Below are 20,695 nucleotides of genomic sequence, written 5' to 3' on the forward strand. Positions count from 1 at the left end.
GGTGAAATCCTGAGCACGACTGGACTGCCCGGACGTTACCCGTCGGTATGGCGTCTCCGACAGGGGGTCCCCGGGAGATGTTCGCTGCGTCACACGGGTGGGGTTTCCCTGGCGCAGAGTAGTCGACGTCTTGACCGACCAGCCAGTAACCGCAGGTCCGGCCGCCATTGTTCACGCATGGCGCACACACCTACGCTTGATCGCCATGTCACCCACACCGGCTCGTAACACGACGACGCGCATCCACGTGGTGAGCGACGTGCACGGCAACGCGCGCGACCTGGCCGGGGCCGGCGACGGCGCCGACGCCCTGATCTGCCTGGGGGACCTGGTCCTCTTCCTCGACTACGCCGACCACTCGCGCGGCATCTTCCCCGACCTGTTCGGCAGGGCCAACGCCGACCGCATCGTCGAGCTGCGCACCGCCCGCCGCTTCGCCGAGGCGCGGGAGTTCGGGAAGCGTCTGTGGGCGGACGTCGGCGAGGACCGGGCCGCGCTGATCGAGCGGGCGGTGCGCGGGCAGTACGCCGAGCTGTTCGCCGCGTTCCCCACCCCCACGTACGCCACCTACGGCAACGTCGACATGCCGGCCCTGTGGCCGGAGTACGCCGGACCGGGCACGACCGTGCTGGACGGGGAGCGCGTCGAGATCGGCGGCCGGGTCTTCGGCTTCGTCGGCGGCGGCCTGCGCACCCCGATGCGCACGCCGTACGAGATCGACGACGAGGAGTACGCCGCGAAGATCGAGGCCGTCGGCGAGGTGGACGTGCTGTGCACGCACATCCCGCCCGAGGTGCCGGAACTGGTCTACGACACGGTGGCGCGGCGCTTCGAGCGGGGCAGCCGCGCGCTGCTGGACGCGATCCGGCGGACCCGGCCCCGCTACGCCCTGTTCGGCCACGTGCACCAGCCGCTGGCGCGGCGGATGCGGATCGGGGCGACCGAGTGCGTGAACGTCGGCCACTTCGCGTCGACGGGGAGGCCGTGGGTGCTGGAGTGGTGAGCCCGGACGGCCGGGCCGTCGCGGACAGGTGGTGACATCCGCTTTGCCCGTGCGCGATAGCCTTCACGCGGCACACACGTGCGCGTCCCGCGCACGACGACCCTCAGTACCCGGCCCGCATCTGGAGGAGCCACGGCGATGGCGGAACACACCAGCTCGAGCATCACGATCGAGGCGGCACCGGCCGACGTCATGGAGGTGATCGCCGACTTCGCCCGCTACCCGGACTGGACCGGTGAGGTGAAGGAGGCGCAGGTCCTCGCGACCGACGCCCAGGGGCGTGCCGAGCAGGTCCGACTCGTCATGGACGCCGGGGCGATCAAGGACGACCAGACGCTGGCGTACACCTGGACCGGTGACCACGAGGTGTCCTGGACGCTGGTCAAGTCCCAGATGCTGCGCTCGCTCGACGGCTCCTACCTGCTCCGGCCGGCCGGGCCGGGCACGGAGGTCACCTACCGGCTCACGGTCGACGTCAAGATCCCGATGCTCGGCATGATCAAGCGCAAGGCCGAGAAGGTCATCATCGACCGGGCGCTGGCGGGCCTGAAGAAGCGCGTGGAGTCGGTCCCGAAATGACCGGTCCGGGCCGCCGGGCCGGTCACGTCCGAGCGGCCCGCGGCGGGTGGGGGCCGGGTGGGCGACGCGGCCGCCCCGGTCGGGGGCGAAGGTACGGTTCAGCCTCATGCGCACCATCCTGATCACGGGTCCGGGCGGCAGCGGCCGTACGACCGTCGCGGCCGCCACCGCGCTCGCCGCCGCCCGGGCCGGCACCCGCACCCTCCTGCTCGGCGCCGACCGCGACGACACCCTCGGCGCCGCGCTCGGGGTGCGCACCGGCCCGGTACCGGTCCCCGTCGAACCCGGCCTCACCGCCTGGCGGCCCGACGCCGCCCGGGGTTTCCGGGACGGCCTCGCCGCCCTCCAGGACCGCGCCGCCTCCGTCCTCGACCTGCTCGGTGCCGCCCGCCTGGACGCCGAGGAGCTCACCCCCCTGCCCGGCGCCGACGAACTCGCGCTGCTGCGCGCCCTGCGCGACGCCGCCCTCGCCGAGGGCACCGGCTCCCACGAACTCGTCGTCGTCGACCTCCCGGCCGCCCCGCGCGCCCTCGCCCTGCTCGCCCTGCCCGAGGAACTGCGGCGCTACCTGCGCCGCCTGCTCCCGCCCGAGCGGCAGGCCGCCCGCGCCCTGCGCCCCGTCCTCGGCCGGCTCGCGGGCGTCCCCGTGCCCGCCGGGTCGCTGTACGAGGCCGCCGCCCGCTGGGACCTGGAGCTGGCCGCCGCCGAGGCCGTCCTCGCCGACCGGAACACCGTCGTACGGCTCGTCGCCGAGCCCGGCCCCGCCGGTGCGGACGCCCTCCGCACCGCCCGCCTCGGCCTCGCCCTGCGCGGCCTGCGCACCGACCTGCTGGTCGCCAACCGCGTCCTGCCCGAGGACGCCCCCGCGGACAGCTGGCTCGCCGGCCCCCTCGCCCAGCAGCGCAAGACGCTGGAGGAGTGGCGGGAGACGTACGACGTCCGCACCGTCGCCCACCTCGGACGGGACCCGCGGGGCACGGACGACCTGGCCGCCCTCGACGCGCCGGGCGTCGACCAGGACGCCGCCCCGGTCGAGTGGCCCGTCACCGACCGGCTGGCCGACGACGGCGTCCTCGTCTGGCACGTCCCGCTGCCCGGCGCCGTACGCGAGGATCTCGACCTCGTCCGGCGCGGCGACGAACTGGTCGTCACCGCCGGTCCGTTCCGCCGGATCGTGCCGCTGCCGTCCGCGCTGCGCCGCTGCACCGTCGACGGGGCCGCCCTGCGGGAGGGCACCCTCGCCGTCCGCTTCGCGCCGGACCCCCGGCTGTGGCCGCGGGGACGCTGATCCCGCCACGCCCGTTCGGGTAACGTCGTAAGGACGAACCGTAGTCAGGAGTCCGTCATGAGCGAAGATCTCCCCCCGTCCGAGGCCGCTCGCCACGACGAGGCCGACGCGGTCGGGCCGACCGGACCGGCCGGCGGGGCGCGGGCGGCCGACGCCGACGCCTGGGCGACGGCGTGCGCCGAGGACCTGGAGGCCGAGAAGGCCCGCCGCCGTGCCGAGCGCGGGCCGCAGCCGGGCTCGGCCGCCGAGGAACTGCGCAGGCTCGTCGACACGGTCGCGGAGAAGCTGTCCGGCCTCCAGTCCCCGCTGCTCGGCCAGGTCGCCGGGCCCGCCGCCCAGCAGGTGGTCCGGCAGGTCGTCCAGCAGGCCAAGGCCGCCGTCGAACCGGTCATCGAGCGCAATCCCGATGTTTTCGACCACCTCGCGGCCGCCGGCGGTGAACTCCTCGCCGCCTACCGCTCCGCCGTCCAGAACCAGGAGCGCCGCTGGACCACCGGCGCGACCGGTGCCCGCGATCCCCGTGACCTGGACGAATCCCGCGACGACGGCGACGACGGCACCGGCCCCGGGCAACACATCGACTTGGACTGAGGCCCCCCTCGGGTACGGTTGGCCGTAGCGGGGCTCGACCGAAACTGAGGGATTCATGGGACTCACCATCGGCGTCGACATCGGCGGCACGAAGATCGCGGCCGGCGTGGTCGACGAGGAAGGCAACATCCTCTCGACCTTCAAGGTGCCGACCCCCACCACACCCGAGGCCATCGTGGACGCCATCGCCTCGGCGGTGGAGGGCGCACGCGCGGGGCACGAGATCGTCGGCGTGGGCATCGGCGCCGCCGGATACGTCAACCGCCAGCGCTCGACGGTCTACTTCGCACCGAACATCGACTGGCGCAACGAGCCGCTCAAGGAGAAGGTCGAGGCCCGCGTCGGCCTCCCGGTCGTCGTGGAGAACGACGCCAACGCCGCGGCCTGGGGCGAGTACAGGTTCGGTGCCGGCAAGGGCCACCGCAACGTCATCTGCATCACGCTCGGCACCGGCCTCGGCGGCGGCATCATCATCGGCAACAAGCTGCGCCGCGGCCACTTCGGCGTGGCCGCCGAGTTCGGCCACATCCGCATGGTGCCCGACGGCCTGCTGTGCGGCTGCGGATCGCAGGGCTGCTGGGAGCAGTACGCCTCCGGCCGCGCCCTCGTGCGCTACGCCAAGCAGCGCGCCAACGCCACCCCCGAGCGCGCCGAGGTGCTGCTCGCGCTCGGTGACGGCACCCCCGACGGCATCGAGGGCAAGCACATCTCGGTCGCCGCCCGGCAGGGCTGCCCGGTCGCCGTCGACTCCTACCGCGAGCTGGCCCGCTGGGCCGGCGCCGGCCTCGCCGACCTGGCCTCGCTCTTCGACCCGTCCGCCTTCATCGTCGGCGGCGGCCTCTCCGACGAGGGCGACCTGGTCCTCGACCCGATCCGCAAGTCGTACAAGCGGTGGCTGGTCGGCGGCAACTGGCGCCCGGTCGCCGACGTGATCGCCGCCCAGCTCGGCAACAAGGCGGGCCTGGTGGGCGCGGCCGACCTGGCCCGCGAGCCCGACCCGATCATGTAACGGCCGCTCGGTGCACGCCCTCGGGAGCGCGGGGCGGAGTCGATCGAGGACTCCGCCCCGCGGGTGCGGCGGGCCACCGCCCGCCGCGCCCGCGCACTCGAGTCCCGAGCCGTCGGGCGTACTGTGATCCACATGGAGCCGCTGCCCAACTCCCGTACCGAACCCGACGGTTCCGCCGTCATCCGGGTCCTCTGCTACAACATCCGCTCGATGCGCGACGACACCGACGCCCTCGCCCGCGTGATCGCCGCCTGCGCCCCGGACCTCGTCCTCCTCCAGGAGGCCCCCCGCTTCTTCCGCTGGCGCAAGAAGCTCGCCCGGCTCGCCGCGGCCTCCGGACTGGTGATCCTCTCCGGAGGCGCCCCGGCCGCCGGACCGGCGCTGCTGTGCTCCCTGCGGGCCACCGTGGAGCGCACCGAGGACGTCCTGCTCCCGCTCACCCCCGGCCTGCACCGCCGGGGCTTCGCCACCGCCGTGGTCCGCTTCGGCGGGGCCCGGCTCGGCGTCGTGAGCTGTCACCTGTCGCTGCAGAAGGACGAACGGTACGCGCAGGCCGGCCTGCTCCTCGAGCGGGTCGCCGCGATGGGCGTGGAGCACGTGGTGGCGGGCGGCGATCTGAACGAACGCCCCGGCGGCCCCGTCTTCCGGCGGCTCGGCGACGGGCTGCGGGACTGCTGGACCGCCGCACCCTGGGGCGGCGAGTACACCTCCACCGCCGCCGACCCGCACCAGCGCATCGACGCGGTCCTCGCCACCGAGGGCGTCGAGGTGCTGGGCTGCGGGGTGCCGGCGGGGCTGCCCGGGGTGGCCGAGGAGGACCTGAGGGCGGCCACGGACCACCTCCCGGTCCTGGCCGCCCTCCGCGTGCCCGCGGCCTGAGACCGGCCCGCGGCCTGAGACCGGCCCGCGGCCGGGGTGCCGCCGGCCTCAGACCACCGCGCCCCGTCCCGGGTCGTCGTCGTCCTCGTCGTCCGTGCGCATCCGCATGACCAGGGTGGCGAAGCCGCCGAGGAAGCCGCCGATGCTCAGGGTCGTCAGCCACCAGGTCATGTCCCAGCCGAGCACCACCGCCAGCAGGAGCAGCACCGGGCCGCCGAGCACGCCCAGCCAGGCGAACTTCGCCGTGGTGTCGCCCTCGGGCAGCGGCGGCGGCTCGGGCGGCACGAAGTGGCCCTCGTCCTCCTCGCCGAGATCGTCGTCGGAGGGCTCGGCCAGGCTGTGGTCGCGCGGTCCGACACCCGGGGCGAAGGCGACGGAGCCGCCCAGCGGGCGGGCCGAGGCGGGCCGCTCCGGCTCGGGCTCGTCGTCGTTCGTCTCCGGCTCCAGCAGAGCCAGGTCCTCCACCGACTTGAACGGCTTGGCCCCCGGCGGGTCCGGCGGCTCCTCCCCGTACCCGGCGACGATCGCCGCCCAGGCCGCGTCCTCGTCGAGGGGCACGGCCCGCTCCTGGGACGCGCGCTCCTCCCCGGGCTCCCGGCCCCCGCCGCGCTCCCGCCCGGCCTCCTGCCCCGGCTCCCGGTCCACGTTCCGCTCCTCCCGGTCCTCGCGCTCCTCCCGGCCCTCGCGGTCGGAGTCGTGCTCAGCCACCTGCGGTCGTCCCTTCCTCACCGAGACCGGGCCCCGGCTCCTTGACGGAACCGGGCGCGAGCCGGTCGATGAACGCGACGCTCTCCGCGAAGATCCGGTCCGCGTCGTGGTCCAACGTCGCCACGTGGTAACTCTGTTCCAGCAGGACCTCCGTGACGTCCGTCGACGACACCCGGCCGAGGATCCGCGCCGAGTCGGCCGGCGGCACCACGTGGTCCTGCGGGCTGCGCAGCAACAGCAGCGGCTGCGTGACCTGCGGCAGATCGCCGTCCGCGAGCCGGAAGAACGTACGCAGCGAGTGGGCCGCGTGCAGCGGCACCCTGTCGTACCCCAGCTCCGTGGCGAGCGGCTTGGCGATGTCGCTGGCGATGCCCTTCGTCGCGGGCAGCAGGTGGCGCAGGACCGGCAGGGCGTGCTGGGCCACGCCGTGCATCCGGTTCGCCGGGTTGACGACCACGACGCCCGACACCGCGTCCCCGTGCTTCGCGGCGAGCCGCAGCGCCAGGGCCCCGCCCATCGACAGGCCGGCCACGAACACGCGCGCGCAGCGCTCCCGCAGGGCGCGCAGCTCGCGGTCCACCTCCGCGTACCAGTCCTGCCAGCCGGTGACCTGCATGTCCTGCCAGCGCGTGCCGTGCCCGGGCAGCAGCGGCAGCGCGACGGTCAGATCGCGCTCCGCGAGGTACCGGGCCCAGGGGCGCAGCGATTGCGGGGATCCGGTGAAACCGTGGCAGAGGAGGACGCCGGTCTCCCCGCCCTCGTGGCGGAACGGCTCGGCTCCGGGCAGGACCGGCACGTCTCGGTCTCCTGTCGTCAGGGGGCCGGCACAGCCGGCACGTCGTGTGCGGTACTTGCGGGTACCTCACCGTACGCGACCGCACGGGCACCGACCAGGGCCGTCGGAGCCATCGACGGTGCCCCGGGATAGGGTCTGACCCACAGACTCAGGAGGCACTCGGTTGTTGTACGGCGCGATGAAGGTCACCATCGGGGGTTCGCTGAAGCTTGCCTTCCGGCCCTGGGTGGAAGGCCTGGAGCACATTCCGGCCGACGGCCCCGCCATTCTGGCGAGCAACCACCTGTCGTTCTCCGACTCGTTCTTCCTGCCGGCCGTCCTCGACCGCAAGGTGACCTTCATCGCCAAGGCCGAGTACTTCAACACGCCCGGGGTCAAGGGCCGGCTGACGGCCGCGTTCTTCAAGGGCGTCGGCCAGCTCCCCGTGGACCGCTCCGGCGCGCGCGGCGCGGGTGAGGCCGCCATCAGGAGCGGCATAGAGGTCCTCGAGCGCGGCGAGCTGTTCGGCATCTACCCCGAGGGCACGCGGTCCCCGGACGGCAGGCTCTACCGCGGCAAGCCCGGCGGCCTCGCCCGCGTGACGCTCGCCACCGGCGCCCCCGTCATCCCGGTCGCCATGATCGACACCGAGAAGATCCAGCCGCCCGGCAAGGTGGTGCCGAAGCTGATGCGTCCCGGCATCCGCATCGGCAAGCCCCTGGACTTCAGCCGCTACCAGGGCATGGAGCACGACCGCTTCGTGCTCCGCGCGGTGACCGACGAGGTCATGTACGAGATCATGAAGCTCTCCGGCCAGGAGTACGTCGACATGTACGCGACCGCCATGAAGCGGCAGCTCGCGGAGGCGGCGAAGGCCGAGAAGGAGGCGGGCAAGGCGGCGAAGGCCGCGCTCGCCCGGGCGGAGAAGGAACAGAGCGCGAAGGAGAAGGACGCCGAGCAGGGGACCGAGCCCTAGCCGGGCCGGTGCCGGGGGACGGGGGGACATGGCCGGGCGCGGAAAAGTCATGAAGATGTCGGTCGAGCAGCCGCTGTGGCGTGCGCTCGCCGGCTACCGCGTGCTCACCATGCTGTACGCGATCGGCTTCTTCACCACCGCCTGGTCCGGTTTCACCCGGCCCTGGCTCGCCGTCGCCTACTACGCCGTCCTCTTCGTCTGGACCCTGGCGACCCTCCCCAGGGTCTCGGGCGCGGCCGGCTGCACCAAGGGCTTCCTCGCCGCCGACCTCACGATCGCGCTCACCGGCATCCTGCTCACCCCGTTCGCCGACGCGCACGAGCGGGTCATGGACGGCGGCCCGACCCTGCCGTCGATCTGGACCGCCGGCTCCGTCCTGGCCTTCGCCATCAAGGGCGGCTGGCGCTGGGCGGCCGTGGCCTCCACCCCCGTCGCCGTCGCCAACCTCGTCGAACGCGGCACCCCGGCCCGCGACACCGTCCACAACGTGATCCTCGTCTGGGTCGCCTCCCTCGCCATCGGCTACGTCGTCGAGGTCGCCCGCGCCTCCGAGCGCACCCTCGCCCGCGCCCTGGAGATCGAGGCGGCGACCAGGGAACGCGAGCGGCTCGCCCGCGACATCCACGACAGCGTCCTCCAGGTGCTGGCGATGGTGCAGCGGCGCGGCGCCGTCATCGGCGGCGAGGCGGCCGAGCTGGGCCGCATGGCCGGCGAACAGGAGGTCGCGCTGCGCACCCTGGTCTCCGGCGGACTGGTCCCCGTCTCCCGGGTGTCCGAGGGCGCCGTCGTACGGGCGGTGGAGGAACCGGAGGCGGACGCCCCGGCCGGACCCGTCGACCTGCGCTCCCTGCTCGCCCCGTACGCCGGGTCGCGGGTGAACCTGGCCGAACCCGGGGCCCCGGTGCGGCTGCCCCCCACCACGGCGCGCGAGCTCGCCGCGGCCGTCGGCGCCGCCCTGGACAACGTCCGCAAGCACGTCGGCGAGGACGCGCGCGCGTGGATCCTCGTCGAGGACGAACCGGACGAGGTGATCGTCACCGTCCGCGACGAGGGACCCGGCATCCCCGAGGGACGGCTGGCCGAGGCCGAGGGCGAGGGGCGGCTCGGCGTCGCCCTGTCCATCCGGGGCCGGCTGCGCGACCTCGGCGGCACGGCCGAACTGATCTCGGTGCCCGGACAGGGCACCGAGGTCGAACTCAGGGCGCCGAAGGCGCCGGACACTTCCATGGACACCAGCAGCACCGCACGGGGGAAGGCGGACCGATGACCGAGCGACAGGATCCGATCAGGGTCATGGTGGTCGACGACCACCCGATGTGGCGCGACGCCGTGGCCCGGGACCTCGCCGAGTCCGGCTTCGAGGTGGTCGCCACCGCCGGCGACGGCGACCAGGCGGTGCGCCGCGCCCGGGCCGCCGCCCCCGACGTCCTCGTGCTCGACCTGAACCTGCCCGGCAAGCCCGGCGTCCAGGTCTGCAAGGAGGCCGTGGGCGCCGACCCGACGCTGCGCGTCCTCGTGCTGTCCGCGAGCGGGGAGCACGCCGACGTGCTGGAGGCGGTGAAGTCCGGCGCCACCGGATACCTGCTCAAGTCGGCCTCCACCGAGGAGCTGCGGGACGCGGTGCGCCGCACGGCCGTCGGCGACGCCGTCTTCACCCCGGGACTGGCCGGACTGGTCCTCGGCGAGTACCGCCGCCTCGCCTCCGAACCGGCCCCCGCGGCCGGGGCCGGGGCCGGCGAACCGGGGGCGCCCCGGCTCACCGACCGCGAGACCGAGGTGCTGCGCCTGGTCGCCAAGGGCCTGAGCTACAAGCAGATCGCCGAACGCCTCGTCATCTCCCACCGCACCGTGCAGAACCACGTCCAGAACACCCTGGGCAAGCTCCAGCTGCACAACCGGGTGGAGCTCGTGCGGTACGCGATAGAACGGGGTCTGGACGACGCCTGACCCGGGCCGGGGCCCTTCCCCGCCGACCGGACGTCCTCCTCACCGAGGACGCCGTCCGGCAGGTCGCCGACGCCACGGTGGGGAGCGTCCTCGACTACCGGGCCGGCCGCCGCTCGGAGAACGTGCCCGTGCCGCGCAGTTGACCGACCAGCCCCCGCACGATCGCCGCACCGTTCAGCGTCAGCACCGACTCCGGGTGGAACTGCACGCCGGCGAAGCCCGGACCCCGCAGCGCGTGCACCTCGTGCGCGGCGCTCCGGCTCACCTCGACGCCGTGCGCCGCCAGCTCGGCGGCCGCCCCGTCGTCGCAGCGGGCGGTGAAGCTGTTGTAGAAGCCGACCGTCTCCCGCCGCCCGAACAGGTCGATCTCCGTCTGCGCCCCCTGGTACGGCACCTCCTTGCGGACGATGTCCAGTCCCAGCTCGGCCGCGATCAGCTCGTGCCCGAGGCAGACCCCGAGGACGCCGTGCCGGTGGTCCCGGAGCACGTCGGCGGTCAGCGCGCGCAGGAAGCGCATCTTCGGGTCGGCGGCGTCGGACGGGTCACCGGGGCCGGGACCCAGCACCACCGGGCCGTCGTGCCCGAGCACCGCCTCGCGCAGTCCCGGTCCGTCGTAGCGCCGCACGGTGACGCCGAGCCCGGCCGAGCGCAGCACATGGGCGAGCATCGCGGTGAAGGTGTCCTCCGCGTCGACGACCAGGGCGTGCCCGGTGAGCGTGTCCACCGGCTCCTGCATCCGCAGCCAGAACGGCGCCAGCGAGGCCCGGCGCCCGTCCAGCGTCGCCCGCACCCGGGGATCGTCGGCCAGCCCCGGCCGCCCCGCCTCCGCACGCGGCCGGCCGGGACGCACCCCCAGCGCCGCCAGCACCCCGGCCGCCTTGGCGTGCGTCTCCGCGACCTCGCCCGCCGGGTCCGAGCCCCGCACCAGCGTGGCGCCGACCGGCACCCGCAGCCGCCCGTCGGCGTCGATGTCGGCGGTACGGATGAGGATGGGGGAGTCCAGGGTCTGCGCACCGCCCGCGTCCCGGCCGAGCAGCGCCAGCGCACCCGCGTAGTAGCCGCGTCCGCCGGCCTCGTGCCGCTCGATGACCCGGCAGGCGTTCTGCACCGGCGAGCCGGTCACCGTCGCCGCGAACATCGTCTCCCGCAGCACCTCCCGCACGTCCAGCGAGGAACGGCCGCGCAGCTCGTACTCGGTGTGCGCGAGGTGCGCCATCTCCCTCAGCCGGGGGCCGACGACGACGCCGCCCATGTCGCCGACGGTGCACATCATCTTGAGCTCCTCGTCGACCACCATCGACAGCTCCTCGATCTCCTTGCCGTCGGCGAGGAAGTCCAGCAGGTGCTCGGGGGTCGGCCCTTCGGCGGGATAGCGGTACGTGCCGCTGATCGGGTTCATGACGACGGTGCCGCCGGACATCCGCACGTGCACCTCGGGGCTCGCGCCCACCAGCGTCCGGTCCCCGGTGTGCACCACGAAGGTCCAGTACGCGCCCCGCTCGCCCACCAGCAGCCGCCGGAACAGGGCGAGCGCGTCGGCGCGCCCGAACCCGGGGACGTGCCCCTCGTACGTCCGCCGGATCACGAAGTTGGCGCCCTCGCCCCGTCCGATCTCCTCGTCCAGCACCCGCCCGACGATCCGCGCGTACTCCTCGTCGTCCACGTCGAAGCCGCCGCCCTCGACGCGGACGTCGTGGGCGGGCAGCTGCTCCAGGGCCCGGGCGAGCGGGACGTCGTACCGCTCCTCGGGGGTCAGCACCAGCAGCGGTGTGCCGTCGTCGCGCACGTCGAAGCCGCGTTCGCGGATCTGCCGGAAGGGCACCAGCGCCAGCCCCTCGTCGGGCAGGCCGGCGAGCCGGTCGTGTTCCGTCACCGGGCCGAGCAGCAGTTCCACGGTGTCGTGGTCGTGGCCCGGGGTGCGGCGGCGGAGCAGGGCGAACGGGCGGTCGCCGGCGGTCAGGGCGCGCAGGTCGAACTGTGGCATGGGTCCGTGTCCTTCTCGTTGTCTGGCGAGAGGAACGGCCCCGATCCGGAAAACACCGAAGGCCGCCTCTCGGGGCGGCCTTCGCGAAGTCTTGCGTACGCGCAGTCAGTGGGCCGCCGGAGGAGCGGTCCACCACCAGTTCTGGATCGAGTGCGCGAACATGCCACGGACGGTACACCATGCACACCGTGCGGGGCCGTGTCCCGGAGCTCCGTCGCGTCGTCGCCCCTGACGTGCCCCCGCCCGCGGGGGGTGTCGGGCGCGTCCCGTCACGGGGGACGCCCGTCTCACGGACTGGGCGTCGTGCTGGACGCCCTGTCCGACCGCGTAGTGTTGAGCGCGTGACCGTGAACGCTGATTCCCGAAGTGTCGCCGCCCAGGCGACGTGGCGAAGCCTGCCCGCGGCGCAGCAGCCCGAGTACCCGGATGCCGAGGCTCTGCGCGATGTGATCGCCGAGCTCGAGTCGTATCCGCCGCTCGTGTTCGCCGGAGAGTGCGACCAACTGCGCGCCCGCATGGCAGCGGTCGCCCGGGGTGAGGCCTTCCTGCTCCAGGGCGGGGACTGCGCCGAGTCGTTCGACGCCGTGTCCGCCGAGCACATCAGGGCGAAGCTCAAGACCCTGCTCCAGATGGGCGCCGTGCTCACGTACGCCGCCTCCGTGCCGGTCGTGAAGGTCGGCAGGATCGCCGGCCAGTACTCCAAGCCGCGCTCCAAGCCGACCGAGACCCGTGACGGCGTCACCCTGCCGACCTACCGCGGCGACTCCGTCAACGGCTTCGACTTCACCGAAGAGGCCCGGGTTCCGGACCCCCAGCGGCTCAAGCGCATGTACCACGCGTCGGCGTCCACGCTGAACCTGGTCCGCGCCTTCACCACCGGCGGCTACGCCGACCTGCGCCAGGTGCACGCCTGGAACCAGGACTTCGTGAAGTCGTCCCCGTCCGGCCAGCGCTACGAGCAGCTCGCCCGCGAGATCGACAGCGCGCTGAACTTCATGCGGGCCTGCGGCACGGACCCGGAGGAGTTCAAGACCGTCGAGTTCTACTCGTCGCACGAGGCGCTGCTGCTCGACTACGAGTCGGCCCTCACCCGCGTCGACTCCCGCACCGGGCAGCTGTACGACGTCTCCGGACACATGGTGTGGATCGGTGAGCGCACGCGCCAGATGGACCACGCGCACATCGAGTTCGCCTCGAAGATCCGCAATCCGATCGGCATCAAGCTCGGCCCGACGACGACGGCCGAGGAGGCGCTGCAGTACATCGAGCGCCTGGACCCCGAGCGCGAGCCCGGCCGGCTGACCTTCATCGTCCGCATGGGCGCGGACAAGATCCGCGACAAGCTCCCCGAGCTGGTCGAGAAGGTCACCGCGTCCGGTACCACCGTCGCCTGGATCACCGACCCGATGCACGGCAACACCTACGAGGCGGCCTCCGGCCACAAGACCCGCCGCTTCGACGACGTGCTCGACGAGGTCAAGGGCTTCTTCGAGGTCCACAAGTCGCTCGGCACCCACCCCGGCGGCATCCACGTGGAGCTCACCGGTGACGACGTCACCGAGTGCGTGGGCGGCGGCGACGAGATCTTCGTCGACGACCTGCACCAGCGCTACGAGACGGCCTGCGACCCGCGCCTGAACCGCAGCCAGTCGCTCGACCTGGCGTTCCTGGTGGCGGAGATGTACCGGGACCAGTGACGGTCCGCCCCCGGACCGGGCGGCGGGCACACGGAATGGGGCGCGGGTCACACACGATCCGCGCCCTCTCCGCTTTTGCCGTCCCCGCGTGATAGGTAAGGTTAGGTTTGCCTCACCGATCAGTCGGGTCCTCCGGTCGTCGGTACGGCACGACCTTGTACCCCGTCCGGGAGGTGAACCGCGTGTTCGTCTGCAGCTGCTTCGGTGTCACCGAGGAACAGGTGAGGAGCCACGCGGAAGCCGGTGCCTGCACGCCCCGGCAGATCGCCTCCGCCTGCAAGGCCGGCACCGACTGCGGCGGCTGCGTACGGCGCATCCAGGCCCTGCTCGGTCGCGGCGCCTGCCCCCGCCGGCAACTGGCCGACCAGGGCGAACCGGTCCTCTCGGAGCTTCCGGAAGCCGCCTAGTACTCGATCGGCTTCGGTCCCGAGGAGTCGGGCTGGGACTGCTCGATGACCGTCGACAGGTAGAGCGACTCGCCCAGCTTGTCGATCAGCTCCAGCTGGGTGTCCAGGTAGTCGATGTGGTGCTCCTCGTCGGCGAGGATCGCCTCGAAGACGTTGGCCGACGTGATGTCGTTCTTGGCCCGCATCACCTCGACGCCCCGGCGCAGCCGGTCGATGGCCTCGATCTCGATCTCCCGGTCGGCCTGGAACATCTCCGTCACGCTCTGGCCGACCCGCACGTGGAAGAGGCGCTGGTAGTTCGGCAGGCCGTCGAGGAGCAGGATGCGGTCGGTGAGCAGCTCGGCGTGGCGCATCTCGTCGAAGGACTCGGCCCGCGTGTACTTCGCGAGCCTGGTCCAGCCCTTGTGGTCCTGCAGCTTCGAGTGCAGGAAGTACTGGTTGATCGCCGTGAGCTCGGCGGTCAGCTGTTCGTTGAGGAACTCGATGACCTCGGGATCGCCCTGCATCGCGTAAGGCTCCTTCCACACGGGACTGGCGGGTTGCGCCGCATGATTGCACCGGCACCGAAGATCGTCCAGTAAGTCTTGACTTAGTGAGTACGCACGCCTTCGTCCATGTTTGCCCCCTTTTGCTCTGGTCTAAGGGGGCCGTGTCGGGGGCATCGGTCCGGGTCTGTCAGGATGGAGGCATGGGTCAGCCGGTGGAAAACGGGTCGGGAGAGGGCGGTTCGGGAGAGGCGCCGCGGTTCGAGCTTCCGCCGGGACAGCGGCTCCAGCGGGGCTGGCCGGTCACGCACTACGGACCGGTCCCGAAGTTCCGGCCCGAACGGTGGGAGTTCCGGGTCTTCGGTGCCACCGCCGACGGCGACAAGCACTGCTGGACCCACGACGAGTTCACCGCCCTGCCGTACACCACGGTCGTGGCCGACCTGCACTGCGTGACGAAGTTCAGCATGCTCGGTTCCGAGTGGGGCGGCGTCCCGGCCCGCACCATCCTCGAGATCGCCCCGCCCGGGCCCGCCGTCACCCACGTGATGGTGTGGGCGGAGTACGGATTCAGCTCCAACCTCCGCCTGTCCGACTTCGCCGCCGAACGCACCCTCTTCGCCACCCACAAGGACGGCGAGCTGCTGACCGCGGAGCACGGCTTCCCGCTCCGCCTGGTCGTCCCCCACCTGTACGCCTGGAAGGGCCCGAAGTGGGTCCGCGGCATCGAGTACATGACCGCCGACCGCCGCGGCTTCTGGGAGGAGCGCGGCTACCACAACATCGGCGACCCGTGGCGGGAGCAGCGCTACTCCTACCAGGAGGAGCCCGGGGACGGCCCCGAGCTCTGACCCCGCCGGCCGGCCCCGCGCGGTCAGCCGTCGCGCAGCTTCTTCAGCCGCTCCACGTCCGCGGCGTGCCCCTCCTTGCCGCCCGGCGTCTCGATGACCAGCGGCACGCCCTCGGTCGCGGGGTGCGTCATCAGCGCCCGGAAGGGGTCCTCGCCGATGTGGCCGGCGCCGATGTTCTCGTGCCGGTCCTTGTGCGCGCCCGCCACGTCCTTGGAGTCGTTGGCGTGGATCAGCTTCAGCCGGCCCTCGCCGACCGTGTCCACCAGCAGGTCCAGGGTCTGGTGCATGCCGGACGGCCCGGTCAGGTCGTGCCCGGCCGCGAAGATGTGACAGGTGTCCAGGCACACGCCCAGCTTCGGATGGGCGTCCAGCGCCTCGAAGTACGGCCCGAAGTCCCACGTCCGCGAGCACAGGGAGGCGCCCTGGCCGGCGGTCGACTCCAGCAACAGGTACGGGTCGTCGTCGTGGGTCAGCTCGTCCAGCAGCGGCAGCAGGAACTCCCGCACCTGCCTCAGCGCCACCGCACGGTCCCGGCCGCCGGTCGCGCTGCCGGTGTGCACGACCACGCCGAGCGCCCCGATCTCACGTCCCCGCCGCAGGGAGTGCCGCAGCGACTCGACCGACCGCTCCACCGTCGCCTCGGTGTGCGAACCGAAGTTGATCAGGTACGGGGCGTGCACGTACGCCGGGATCGACTCGCCGGCGCAGGCCTCCCGGAACGCCTCGTCCTGCTTCGGGTCGCCGGCCGGGGTGGCCCAGCCGCGCGGGTTGGCGACGAAGACCTGCACGGCCTCCGCCCGCAGGTCACGGGCGTAGGACAGACCCACGGAGTGCAGGCCGCCGGCGACGGGCACGTGACCGCCGACGGGGTTGCGCGGGAGGGCGGACTGTTCACTGTTCACCCGTTCAGGGTGTCACGCCGGGTCGTGCGTCCGGAGCGTGGGAGCCGTCACCTGATGGTGATCTCGATGGTGGAGCCCTTGGGCGCCGTGTCCCCGCCGTCGACGGACTGGTCCTTCACGGTGTCACCGAACAGTCCGAGCAGACCACGGTCCTCCTTCACCTCGAACCCGGCGTCCTCCAGCTTCCGCTTCGCGTCGTCCACGCTGTCGCCGGTCACGTCCGGGACCTCGATCATCTCGGGGCCCTTGGAGACCGTCAGCGTCACCGTGTCGCCCTCGGCGGCCCGGCTGCCGGCGTCCGGCGTCTGCCGGGCGACCTGGCCCTTGTCGTACTCGGAGGTGACCTGCTCGGCGGCGACCCTCACCTTCAGGCCGGCGTCCGTCAGCTCCGCCCGCGCGTCCGCCAGGTCGCTGCCGGTGACGTCCGGCACGTCGATCGGGCTGCCCTTGCTGACGACGAGCGCGACCGCCGAACCCGCGCGCACCTCGGTGCCCGTCGTCGGGTCCGTGGAGATCACGAACCCCTTGGGGACGTCCTGGCTGAACGCCCGGGTCACCATGCCCGGCTCCAGCCCCTCGTCCTCGAGGAGGGACCGGGCCCGGTCCAGCTTGTAGCCCTGCACGTCCGGCAGCTTCACCGTGTCGGGGCCGTCGGAGATCGTGAACGACACCGAGTCGTTCTTACGGATCCGGGTACCGGCTTCCGGGTCGGTGCTGATGACGGTGCCGCGCTCGACCGTGTCGCTGTAGGCGTGCCGGACCGTGCCGACGTCCAGCCCGGCCTCCTCCAGCCGGTCCTCGGCCTGCGCCTCGGTCTTCGACAGCAGCGGCGGCACCTTGGTGAACTGGCCGGAGTTGATGTACCAGACGCCCGTGCCGACGCCGAGGACCAGCAGCACGGCGACGACGACCGTCAGCGGGCCCCGTCTCAGCTGCGGGCGGCGGCGCCGGGGCGGCAGCGGCGGGGGAGCCGTGAACCGACTGGTGCGGTGGACCCCGTCCGCCGGGGCCTCGCCGGCCGGGACCGCGTCCTCGTCCTCGTTCACCGGCAGCGGCCGGGGCACGGTGAGCGCGCGCGGGATCACGCTCGTGCGGTCCTCGGCGTTGTCGTGGTCCGCGGCGAGGGCCTGCGGCGGCACGGCGTCCAGCTGCTCGGCGCTCAGCGCCGCACGCGCCCGGCGGGCCTCGGCCAGCAGTGCCACGGCGTCGTGCGGGCGGACCTGCGGGGTGCGCGCGGTCGCCGACGCGACCAGGTCGTCCAGCGCGGACGCCATTCCCGGGACGGCGGCCGACGGCGGCGGCACGTCCTCGTGGAGGTGCTTGTAGAGGATCTGGGCGGGGGAGTCCCCGTCGTGCGGCTTGCCGCCGGTCAGCATCTCGTACAGCACGACACCGCACGCGTAGACGTCGACCCTCGGGTCGGCGGCGCCGTGCTCGATCTGCTCGGGCGCCAGGTAGGAGACCGTGCCCAGGACCGCCCCGGTGGTGCTGGTGACCGTGTCCACGGCCCGCACCAGCCCGAAGTCGGCGACCTTGACCCGGCCGTCGTCCCCGATCAGCACGTTCTCCGGCTTCATGTCCCGGTGCACGAACCCGGCCCGGTGCGCGGCGCCCAGCGCGGCCAGCACCGGCTCCAGGATGTCCAGCGCGGCCCGCGGCCGGAGCGCCCCGCGCTCGCGCAGCACGTCGCGCAGGGTGCAGCCGGCGACGTACTCCATGGCCAGGTAGACGTACGCCCCCTGGGCCCCCTGGTCGAAGACCTGGACGACGTTGGGGTGGTCGAGCCGGGCCACCGACTTGGCCTCGCGGATGAACCGCTCGACGAAGGTGGCGTCGGTGGCGAGCGTCGGGTGCATCACCTTCAGCGCGAGCACGCGGTCCAGGCGGGTGTCCACGGCCCGGTAGACCGTGGCCATCCCGCCGACCGCGATCCGCGCCTCGACGCGGTACCGGCCGTCGAGCACCTGCCCGACCAGAGGGTCCTGAAGGGTCGTGTCCACGCAGGCGAGTGTACGAGCCGCCGCGGACACCCCGCCGCCACGTCCGCGATCGCGGCACTACTGCAGCGGACCTGTGACGCTTCCCGCGCGGGACCGGCCACCGACAGCGGCCACCGCCCGCGGACGGCCGGCCGCCGACGGCACCCGGCCCCACGGGCGGGGTCCGCCTCCCGGCAGGCCGGAACCGGGCGGTGCCCGGGCGGGAGGACGGAAGGGCAGGTCGGCGCGGGCTCACCGGAAGGCGGGCCGCTCCGGATCCAGGGCGGCCAGCCCCTCCGCCGGGGACGACGCCTCCGCGAAGTGCCGCCGCGGGATCCGCCCCGCCCGCCGGGCCAGCCGCCCCGCCTCCACCGCGGAGCGCATCGCCGCGGCCATCAGCACCGGCTCCTGCGCCCGCGTCACCGCCGAGGCGAGCATCACACCCGCGCACCCCAGCTCCATCGCCAGCGCCACGTCCGAGGCCGTACCGGCCCCCGCGTCCAGGATCACCGGCACGCGCGCGTGCTCCACGATCAGCTGGAAGTTGTGCGGGTTGCGGATGCCGAGCCCGGATCCGATCGGCGACCCGAGCGGCATGATCGCCGCGCACCCGACGTCCTCCAGCTTCCGGGCGAGGACCGGGTCGTCGTTCGTGTACGGCAGCACCGTGAAGCCGTCGTCCACCAGCGTCTCCGCCGCGTCCAGCAGCTCGACCGGGTCCGGCAGCAGGGTGCGCTCGTCGGCGATGACCTCCAGCTTGACCAGGTCCGTGCCGAGGGCCTCGCGCGCGAGGCGGGCGGTGAGGACGGCCTCCCCGGCGGTGAAACAGCCGGCCGTGTTCGGCAGCACCCGGATGCCGAGCTTCTCCAGGACCGACAGCACGGAACCGTGCACGGACGGATTCACCCGGCGCATCGCGACGGTCGTCAGCTCCGTCCCGGACGCCACCAGCGCGTGCTCCAGCACGTCCAGGCTGGGGGCGCCGCCGGTGCCCATGATCAGGCGGGACGTGTAGGCCGTGCCGCCGAGGAGGAAGGGATCGTCGGCCATGGGTCAGCCTCCCTGGACGGCGGTGAGGACCTCGACGCGGTCGCCGTCGGTCAGGGCGGTGGCGGACCACTGCGCGCGCGGGACGACGGTCTCGTTCAGGGCGGCGGCCACTCCGGACGGCGCCGCGGTGAGCGTGCCCACCAGGACGTCCAGGGCCGTGCCGGGAGCCACCTCGCGCGGCTCCCCGTTGACGGAGATGTTCATACGGTCTGCTCCGTGAGTACGGTCTGCTCCGGGAGCGCGGTCCGCTCCGGGAGCGCGGGGGCGGCGCCGAAGCGCCGGGGAGTGAAGGGGCGGGCCTCCTCGGGGAGCTCCCCGGTGGTCAGGACGTGCGCCATGACGTCGCCGGTGACCGGGGTCAGCAGCACGCCGTTGCGGTGGTGTCCGGTGGCCAGCAGCAGCCCCTCCAGCCCGGCCGGGCCGAGCAGCGGGGCGTTGTCGGGGGAGCCGGGGCGCAGGCCCGCGCGGGTCTCCACGAGGGGGAGCTCGGTGATGCCGGGGACCAGCTCGTGGGCGTCGCGCAGCAGCTCGTAGACGCCGCCCGCGGTCACCGTCGTGTCCCAGCCCTGCTCCTCGCTGGTGGCGCCGACGACCAGCTCGCCGCTCTCCCGGGGCACCAGGTAGAGGGGGTTGCCGCGCACCACGGCACGCACCGTCCGGCTCAGCAGCGGACCGTGCGCCCGCGGCATGGACAGGCGCAGCACCTGCCCCTTCACCGGCCGCACCGGTGGCAGCACGGCGTCCGGCACGCCCGCGAGGCGCCCGCTCAGGCTGCCCCCGGCCAGCACCACCTGCCCGGCCGCCAGCGCCGTACCGTCGGCGGTGACGACGCCGGTCGCCCGGTCGCCGGCGACCGTGAGCCGTTCGGCCCACACCCGGTGGAGGACCACACCCGCGCGTTCGCAGGCGGCCACCAGGGCGGCGGCCAGTCGCCGGGGGTCGATCTGGTGGTCGCCGTCCACCCGCAGGCCCCCGCGCACGCCCGGCGCGAGCATCGGCTCCAGGCGCCGGCACTCGCGCCCCGGCAGCCACTCCGACTCCAGGCCCGAACGCTCCTGCAGCGCGTGCAGCTCCCGCAGGTGGGCGCGGTCGTCGGCGTCCAGCGCGACGGCCAGGGTGCCGCAGCGGCGGTATCCGAGGTCGTGGCCCGTGAGGTCGGTCAGCTCGGCGGCGAACTCCGGATAGCGGCGGGCCGAGGCGAGGTTCAGTGCGAGCAGCGTCTGCTCGCCGTAGTGCAGTTCCGTGACGGCGGCCAGCATCCCGGCCGCCACCTGGGCGGCACCGCCGCCCGGCTCGGGGTCCACGAGCGCCGTGGCGAGCCCGCGCTGCGCGGACCGCCAGGCCGTGACCAGGCCGATGATCCCGCCGCCCACGACGAGGACGTCGAACGCGCGGGGTGGTACGGACGGTGCGATCGGTGAGGACGACATGGGCGTCCAGCCCCTCCCTTCGCCGGCATGACCCGGATCAGGTTCGTACGGTCGGAGGCCGCCAGCCTCCCTCTCAGCCCGGTGCGTCCGGGCTCCCGCGAGTGCCTTACGTTGGCCACCCTAGCCCGCAGCGCACCGCACTCGTAAGGGAGCCT

At 73.4% G+C, this 20,695-nt stretch carries 22 protein-coding genes and 1 riboswitch; of the genes, 12 read left to right on the top strand and 10 right to left on the bottom strand.

What is annotated here, in order from left to right:
- Nucleotides 1–205 precede the first annotated feature (205 nt).
- The 6 genes from JHAT_RS09385 (at nucleotide 206) to JHAT_RS09410 (ending at nucleotide 5,349) form a co-directional block, all read left to right on the top strand.
- The gene (locus JHAT_RS09385; protein WP_077797611.1) at nucleotides 206–1,003 is read left to right on the top strand and encodes a metallophosphoesterase; all 798 of its coding nucleotides are present in this window, start codon (nucleotides 206–208) and stop codon (nucleotides 1,001–1,003) included.
- Between the two features lie 138 nt (nucleotides 1,004–1,141).
- Complete coding sequence (locus tag JHAT_RS09390) at nucleotides 1,142–1,582, top strand: SRPBCC family protein (RefSeq protein ID WP_077797612.1); 441 nt, start codon at nucleotides 1,142–1,144, stop codon at nucleotides 1,580–1,582.
- Between the two features lie 106 nt (nucleotides 1,583–1,688).
- Nucleotides 1,689–2,870, top strand: coding sequence for an ArsA family ATPase (locus JHAT_RS09395; protein WP_077797613.1), 1,182 nt, complete (start codon nucleotides 1,689–1,691; stop codon nucleotides 2,868–2,870).
- 57 nt (nucleotides 2,871–2,927) lie between these two features.
- On the top strand, nucleotides 2,928–3,461 hold the full coding sequence (locus JHAT_RS09400; protein WP_077797614.1) for a DUF5304 family protein: 534 nt from the start codon (nucleotides 2,928–2,930) through the stop codon (nucleotides 3,459–3,461).
- Between the two features lie 55 nt (nucleotides 3,462–3,516).
- Nucleotides 3,517–4,470, top strand: a complete 954-nt coding sequence (locus tag JHAT_RS09405) for an ROK family glucokinase (RefSeq protein ID WP_077797615.1) — start codon at nucleotides 3,517–3,519, stop codon at nucleotides 4,468–4,470.
- Between the two features lie 132 nt (nucleotides 4,471–4,602).
- Nucleotides 4,603–5,349, top strand: a complete 747-nt coding sequence (locus JHAT_RS09410; protein WP_077797699.1) for an endonuclease/exonuclease/phosphatase family protein — start codon at nucleotides 4,603–4,605, stop codon at nucleotides 5,347–5,349.
- A 48-nt stretch (nucleotides 5,350–5,397) separates the two neighbouring features.
- On the opposite strand, the gene JHAT_RS09415 is transcribed toward JHAT_RS09410, so the two are convergent.
- Both JHAT_RS09415 and JHAT_RS09420 read right to left on the bottom strand, forming a co-directional pair.
- On the bottom strand, nucleotides 5,398–6,057 hold the full coding sequence (locus JHAT_RS09415; RefSeq protein WP_077797616.1) for a hypothetical protein: 660 nt from the start codon (nucleotides 6,055–6,057) through the stop codon (nucleotides 5,398–5,400).
- Nucleotides 6,050–6,853 (bottom strand): carboxylesterase, encoded by an 804-nt coding sequence (locus JHAT_RS09420; RefSeq protein ID WP_077797617.1) that lies wholly within the window; start codon nucleotides 6,851–6,853, stop codon nucleotides 6,050–6,052. Before JHAT_RS09420 ends, JHAT_RS09415 begins: the two co-directional genes overlap by 8 nt.
- A 178-nt stretch (nucleotides 6,854–7,031) precedes the next feature.
- Here JHAT_RS09420 and JHAT_RS09425 point away from each other — a divergent pair, with 178 nt between their 5' ends.
- Genes JHAT_RS09425 through JHAT_RS09435 form a run of 3 tightly spaced genes read left to right on the top strand, consistent with a single transcriptional unit; the run spans nucleotide 7,032 to nucleotide 9,755 of the window.
- A complete protein-coding gene (locus JHAT_RS09425) occupies nucleotides 7,032–7,808 on the top strand; it encodes a 1-acyl-sn-glycerol-3-phosphate acyltransferase (protein ID WP_171990822.1) in 777 nt (258 codons plus the stop codon).
- Between the two features lie 28 nt (nucleotides 7,809–7,836).
- Nucleotides 7,837–9,075: a MacS family sensor histidine kinase gene (gene macS, locus JHAT_RS09430; protein WP_077797619.1), complete on the top strand. Its 1,239-nt coding sequence runs from the start codon at nucleotides 7,837–7,839 to the stop codon at nucleotides 9,073–9,075.
- Nucleotides 9,072–9,755 (top strand): response regulator transcription factor, encoded by a 684-nt coding sequence (locus tag JHAT_RS09435; RefSeq protein WP_171990814.1) that lies wholly within the window; start codon nucleotides 9,072–9,074, stop codon nucleotides 9,753–9,755. Before macS ends, JHAT_RS09435 begins: the two co-directional genes overlap by 4 nt.
- Nucleotides 9,756–9,849: 94 nt before the next feature.
- Here the strand turns inward: JHAT_RS09435 and JHAT_RS09440 are convergent, their stop codons facing one another.
- Both JHAT_RS09440 and JHAT_RS35920 read right to left on the bottom strand, forming a co-directional pair.
- Nucleotides 9,850–11,739, bottom strand: coding sequence for an anthranilate synthase family protein (locus JHAT_RS09440; protein ID WP_077797620.1), 1,890 nt, complete (start codon nucleotides 11,737–11,739; stop codon nucleotides 9,850–9,852).
- A gap of 105 nt (nucleotides 11,740–11,844) precedes the next feature.
- On the bottom strand, nucleotides 11,845–11,901 hold the full coding sequence (locus JHAT_RS35920) for a trp operon leader peptide (protein WP_361948863.1): 57 nt from the start codon (nucleotides 11,899–11,901) through the stop codon (nucleotides 11,845–11,847).
- Between the two features lie 179 nt (nucleotides 11,902–12,080).
- Here JHAT_RS35920 and JHAT_RS09445 point away from each other — a divergent pair, with 179 nt between their 5' ends.
- Nucleotides 12,081–13,436 carry a class II 3-deoxy-7-phosphoheptulonate synthase gene (locus tag JHAT_RS09445; RefSeq protein ID WP_077797621.1) on the top strand — a complete coding sequence of 452 codons (1,356 nt, stop codon included), beginning with the start codon at nucleotides 12,081–12,083 and terminating at the stop codon, nucleotides 13,434–13,436.
- 173 nt (nucleotides 13,437–13,609) lie between these two features.
- Entirely contained in the window at nucleotides 13,610–13,843 is a 234-nt protein-coding gene (locus JHAT_RS09450) for a bacterioferritin-associated ferredoxin (protein ID WP_171990815.1), read from the top strand.
- Here the strand turns inward: JHAT_RS09450 and bfr are convergent.
- The gene (gene bfr / locus JHAT_RS09455) at nucleotides 13,840–14,349 is read right to left on the bottom strand and encodes a bacterioferritin (RefSeq protein ID WP_077797623.1); all 510 of its coding nucleotides are present in this window, start codon (nucleotides 14,347–14,349) and stop codon (nucleotides 13,840–13,842) included. The two genes, JHAT_RS09450 and bfr, sit on opposite strands and share 4 nt — an antisense overlap.
- A gap of 182 nt (nucleotides 14,350–14,531) precedes the next feature.
- Between bfr and JHAT_RS09460 the strand changes: the two genes are divergently transcribed.
- Nucleotides 14,532–15,179 (top strand): sulfite oxidase-like oxidoreductase, encoded by a 648-nt coding sequence (locus tag JHAT_RS09460; RefSeq protein WP_077797624.1) that lies wholly within the window; start codon nucleotides 14,532–14,534, stop codon nucleotides 15,177–15,179.
- 23 nt (nucleotides 15,180–15,202) lie between these two features.
- Here JHAT_RS09460 and JHAT_RS09465 read toward each other — a convergent pair whose 3' ends face one another.
- The 5 genes from JHAT_RS09465 to thiO all read right to left on the bottom strand — a co-directional run bounded on the left by JHAT_RS09465 (nucleotide 15,203) and on the right by thiO (nucleotide 20,540).
- Nucleotides 15,203–16,081: a deoxyribonuclease IV gene (locus tag JHAT_RS09465; RefSeq protein ID WP_077797625.1), complete on the bottom strand. Its 879-nt coding sequence runs from the start codon at nucleotides 16,079–16,081 to the stop codon at nucleotides 15,203–15,205.
- A 47-nt stretch (nucleotides 16,082–16,128) separates the two neighbouring features.
- Nucleotides 16,129–18,081: a Stk1 family PASTA domain-containing Ser/Thr kinase gene (gene pknB / locus JHAT_RS09470; RefSeq protein WP_171990816.1), complete on the bottom strand. Its 1,953-nt coding sequence runs from the start codon at nucleotides 18,079–18,081 to the stop codon at nucleotides 16,129–16,131.
- Between the two features lie 231 nt (nucleotides 18,082–18,312).
- Nucleotides 18,313–19,110, bottom strand: coding sequence for a thiazole synthase (locus JHAT_RS09475; protein WP_077797627.1), 798 nt, complete (start codon nucleotides 19,108–19,110; stop codon nucleotides 18,313–18,315).
- Between the two features lie 3 nt (nucleotides 19,111–19,113).
- The gene (gene thiS, locus JHAT_RS09480; RefSeq protein ID WP_077797628.1) at nucleotides 19,114–19,314 is read right to left on the bottom strand and encodes a sulfur carrier protein ThiS; all 201 of its coding nucleotides are present in this window, start codon (nucleotides 19,312–19,314) and stop codon (nucleotides 19,114–19,116) included.
- Entirely contained in the window at nucleotides 19,311–20,540 is a 1,230-nt protein-coding gene (gene thiO, locus JHAT_RS09485) for a glycine oxidase ThiO (protein ID WP_077797701.1), read from the bottom strand. Before thiO ends, thiS begins: the two co-directional genes overlap by 4 nt.
- Nucleotides 20,538–20,649, bottom strand: a riboswitch (TPP riboswitch). It overlaps the preceding gene by 3 nt.
- Nucleotides 20,650–20,695: the final 46 nt, after the last annotated feature.

This window comes from Streptomyces sp. JHA26 (assembly GCF_002005565.1).
Lineage (GTDB): Bacteria > Actinomycetota > Actinomycetes > Streptomycetales > Streptomycetaceae > Streptomyces.

Bases quoted from the DNA above. Each gene is read 5' to 3' on its own strand.
- JHAT_RS09475 (WP_077797627.1), bottom strand. From the start codon at position 19,110: ATGGCCGACGATCCCTTCCTCCTCGGCGGCACGGCCTACACGTCCCGC.
- JHAT_RS09425 (WP_171990822.1), top strand. From the start codon at position 7,032: ATGAAGGTCACCATCGGGGGTTCGCTGAAGCTTGCCTTCCGGCCCTGG.
- JHAT_RS09435 (WP_171990814.1), top strand. From the start codon at position 9,072: ATGACCGAGCGACAGGATCCGATCAGGGTCATGGTGGTCGACGACCAC.
- JHAT_RS09440 (WP_077797620.1), bottom strand. From the start codon at position 11,739: ATGCCACAGTTCGACCTGCGCGCCCTGACCGCCGGCGACCGCCCGTTC.
- JHAT_RS09385 (WP_077797611.1), top strand. From the start codon at position 206: ATGTCACCCACACCGGCTCGTAACACGACGACGCGCATCCACGTGGTG.
- JHAT_RS09410 (WP_077797699.1), top strand. From the start codon at position 4,603: ATGGAGCCGCTGCCCAACTCCCGTACCGAACCCGACGGTTCCGCCGTC.
- thiS (WP_077797628.1), bottom strand. From the start codon at position 19,314: ATGAACATCTCCGTCAACGGGGAGCCGCGCGAGGTGGCTCCCGGCACG.
- JHAT_RS09405 (WP_077797615.1), top strand. From the start codon at position 3,517: ATGGGACTCACCATCGGCGTCGACATCGGCGGCACGAAGATCGCGGCC.
- thiO (WP_077797701.1), bottom strand. From the start codon at position 20,540: ATGTCGTCCTCACCGATCGCACCGTCCGTACCACCCCGCGCGTTCGAC.
- JHAT_RS09390 (WP_077797612.1), top strand. From the start codon at position 1,142: ATGGCGGAACACACCAGCTCGAGCATCACGATCGAGGCGGCACCGGCC.
- bfr (WP_077797623.1), bottom strand. From the start codon at position 14,349: ATGCAGGGCGATCCCGAGGTCATCGAGTTCCTCAACGAACAGCTGACC.
- JHAT_RS09460 (WP_077797624.1), top strand. From the start codon at position 14,532: ATGGGTCAGCCGGTGGAAAACGGGTCGGGAGAGGGCGGTTCGGGAGAG.
- JHAT_RS09400 (WP_077797614.1), top strand. From the start codon at position 2,928: ATGAGCGAAGATCTCCCCCCGTCCGAGGCCGCTCGCCACGACGAGGCC.
- macS (WP_077797619.1), top strand. From the start codon at position 7,837: ATGGCCGGGCGCGGAAAAGTCATGAAGATGTCGGTCGAGCAGCCGCTG.
- JHAT_RS09395 (WP_077797613.1), top strand. From the start codon at position 1,689: ATGCGCACCATCCTGATCACGGGTCCGGGCGGCAGCGGCCGTACGACC.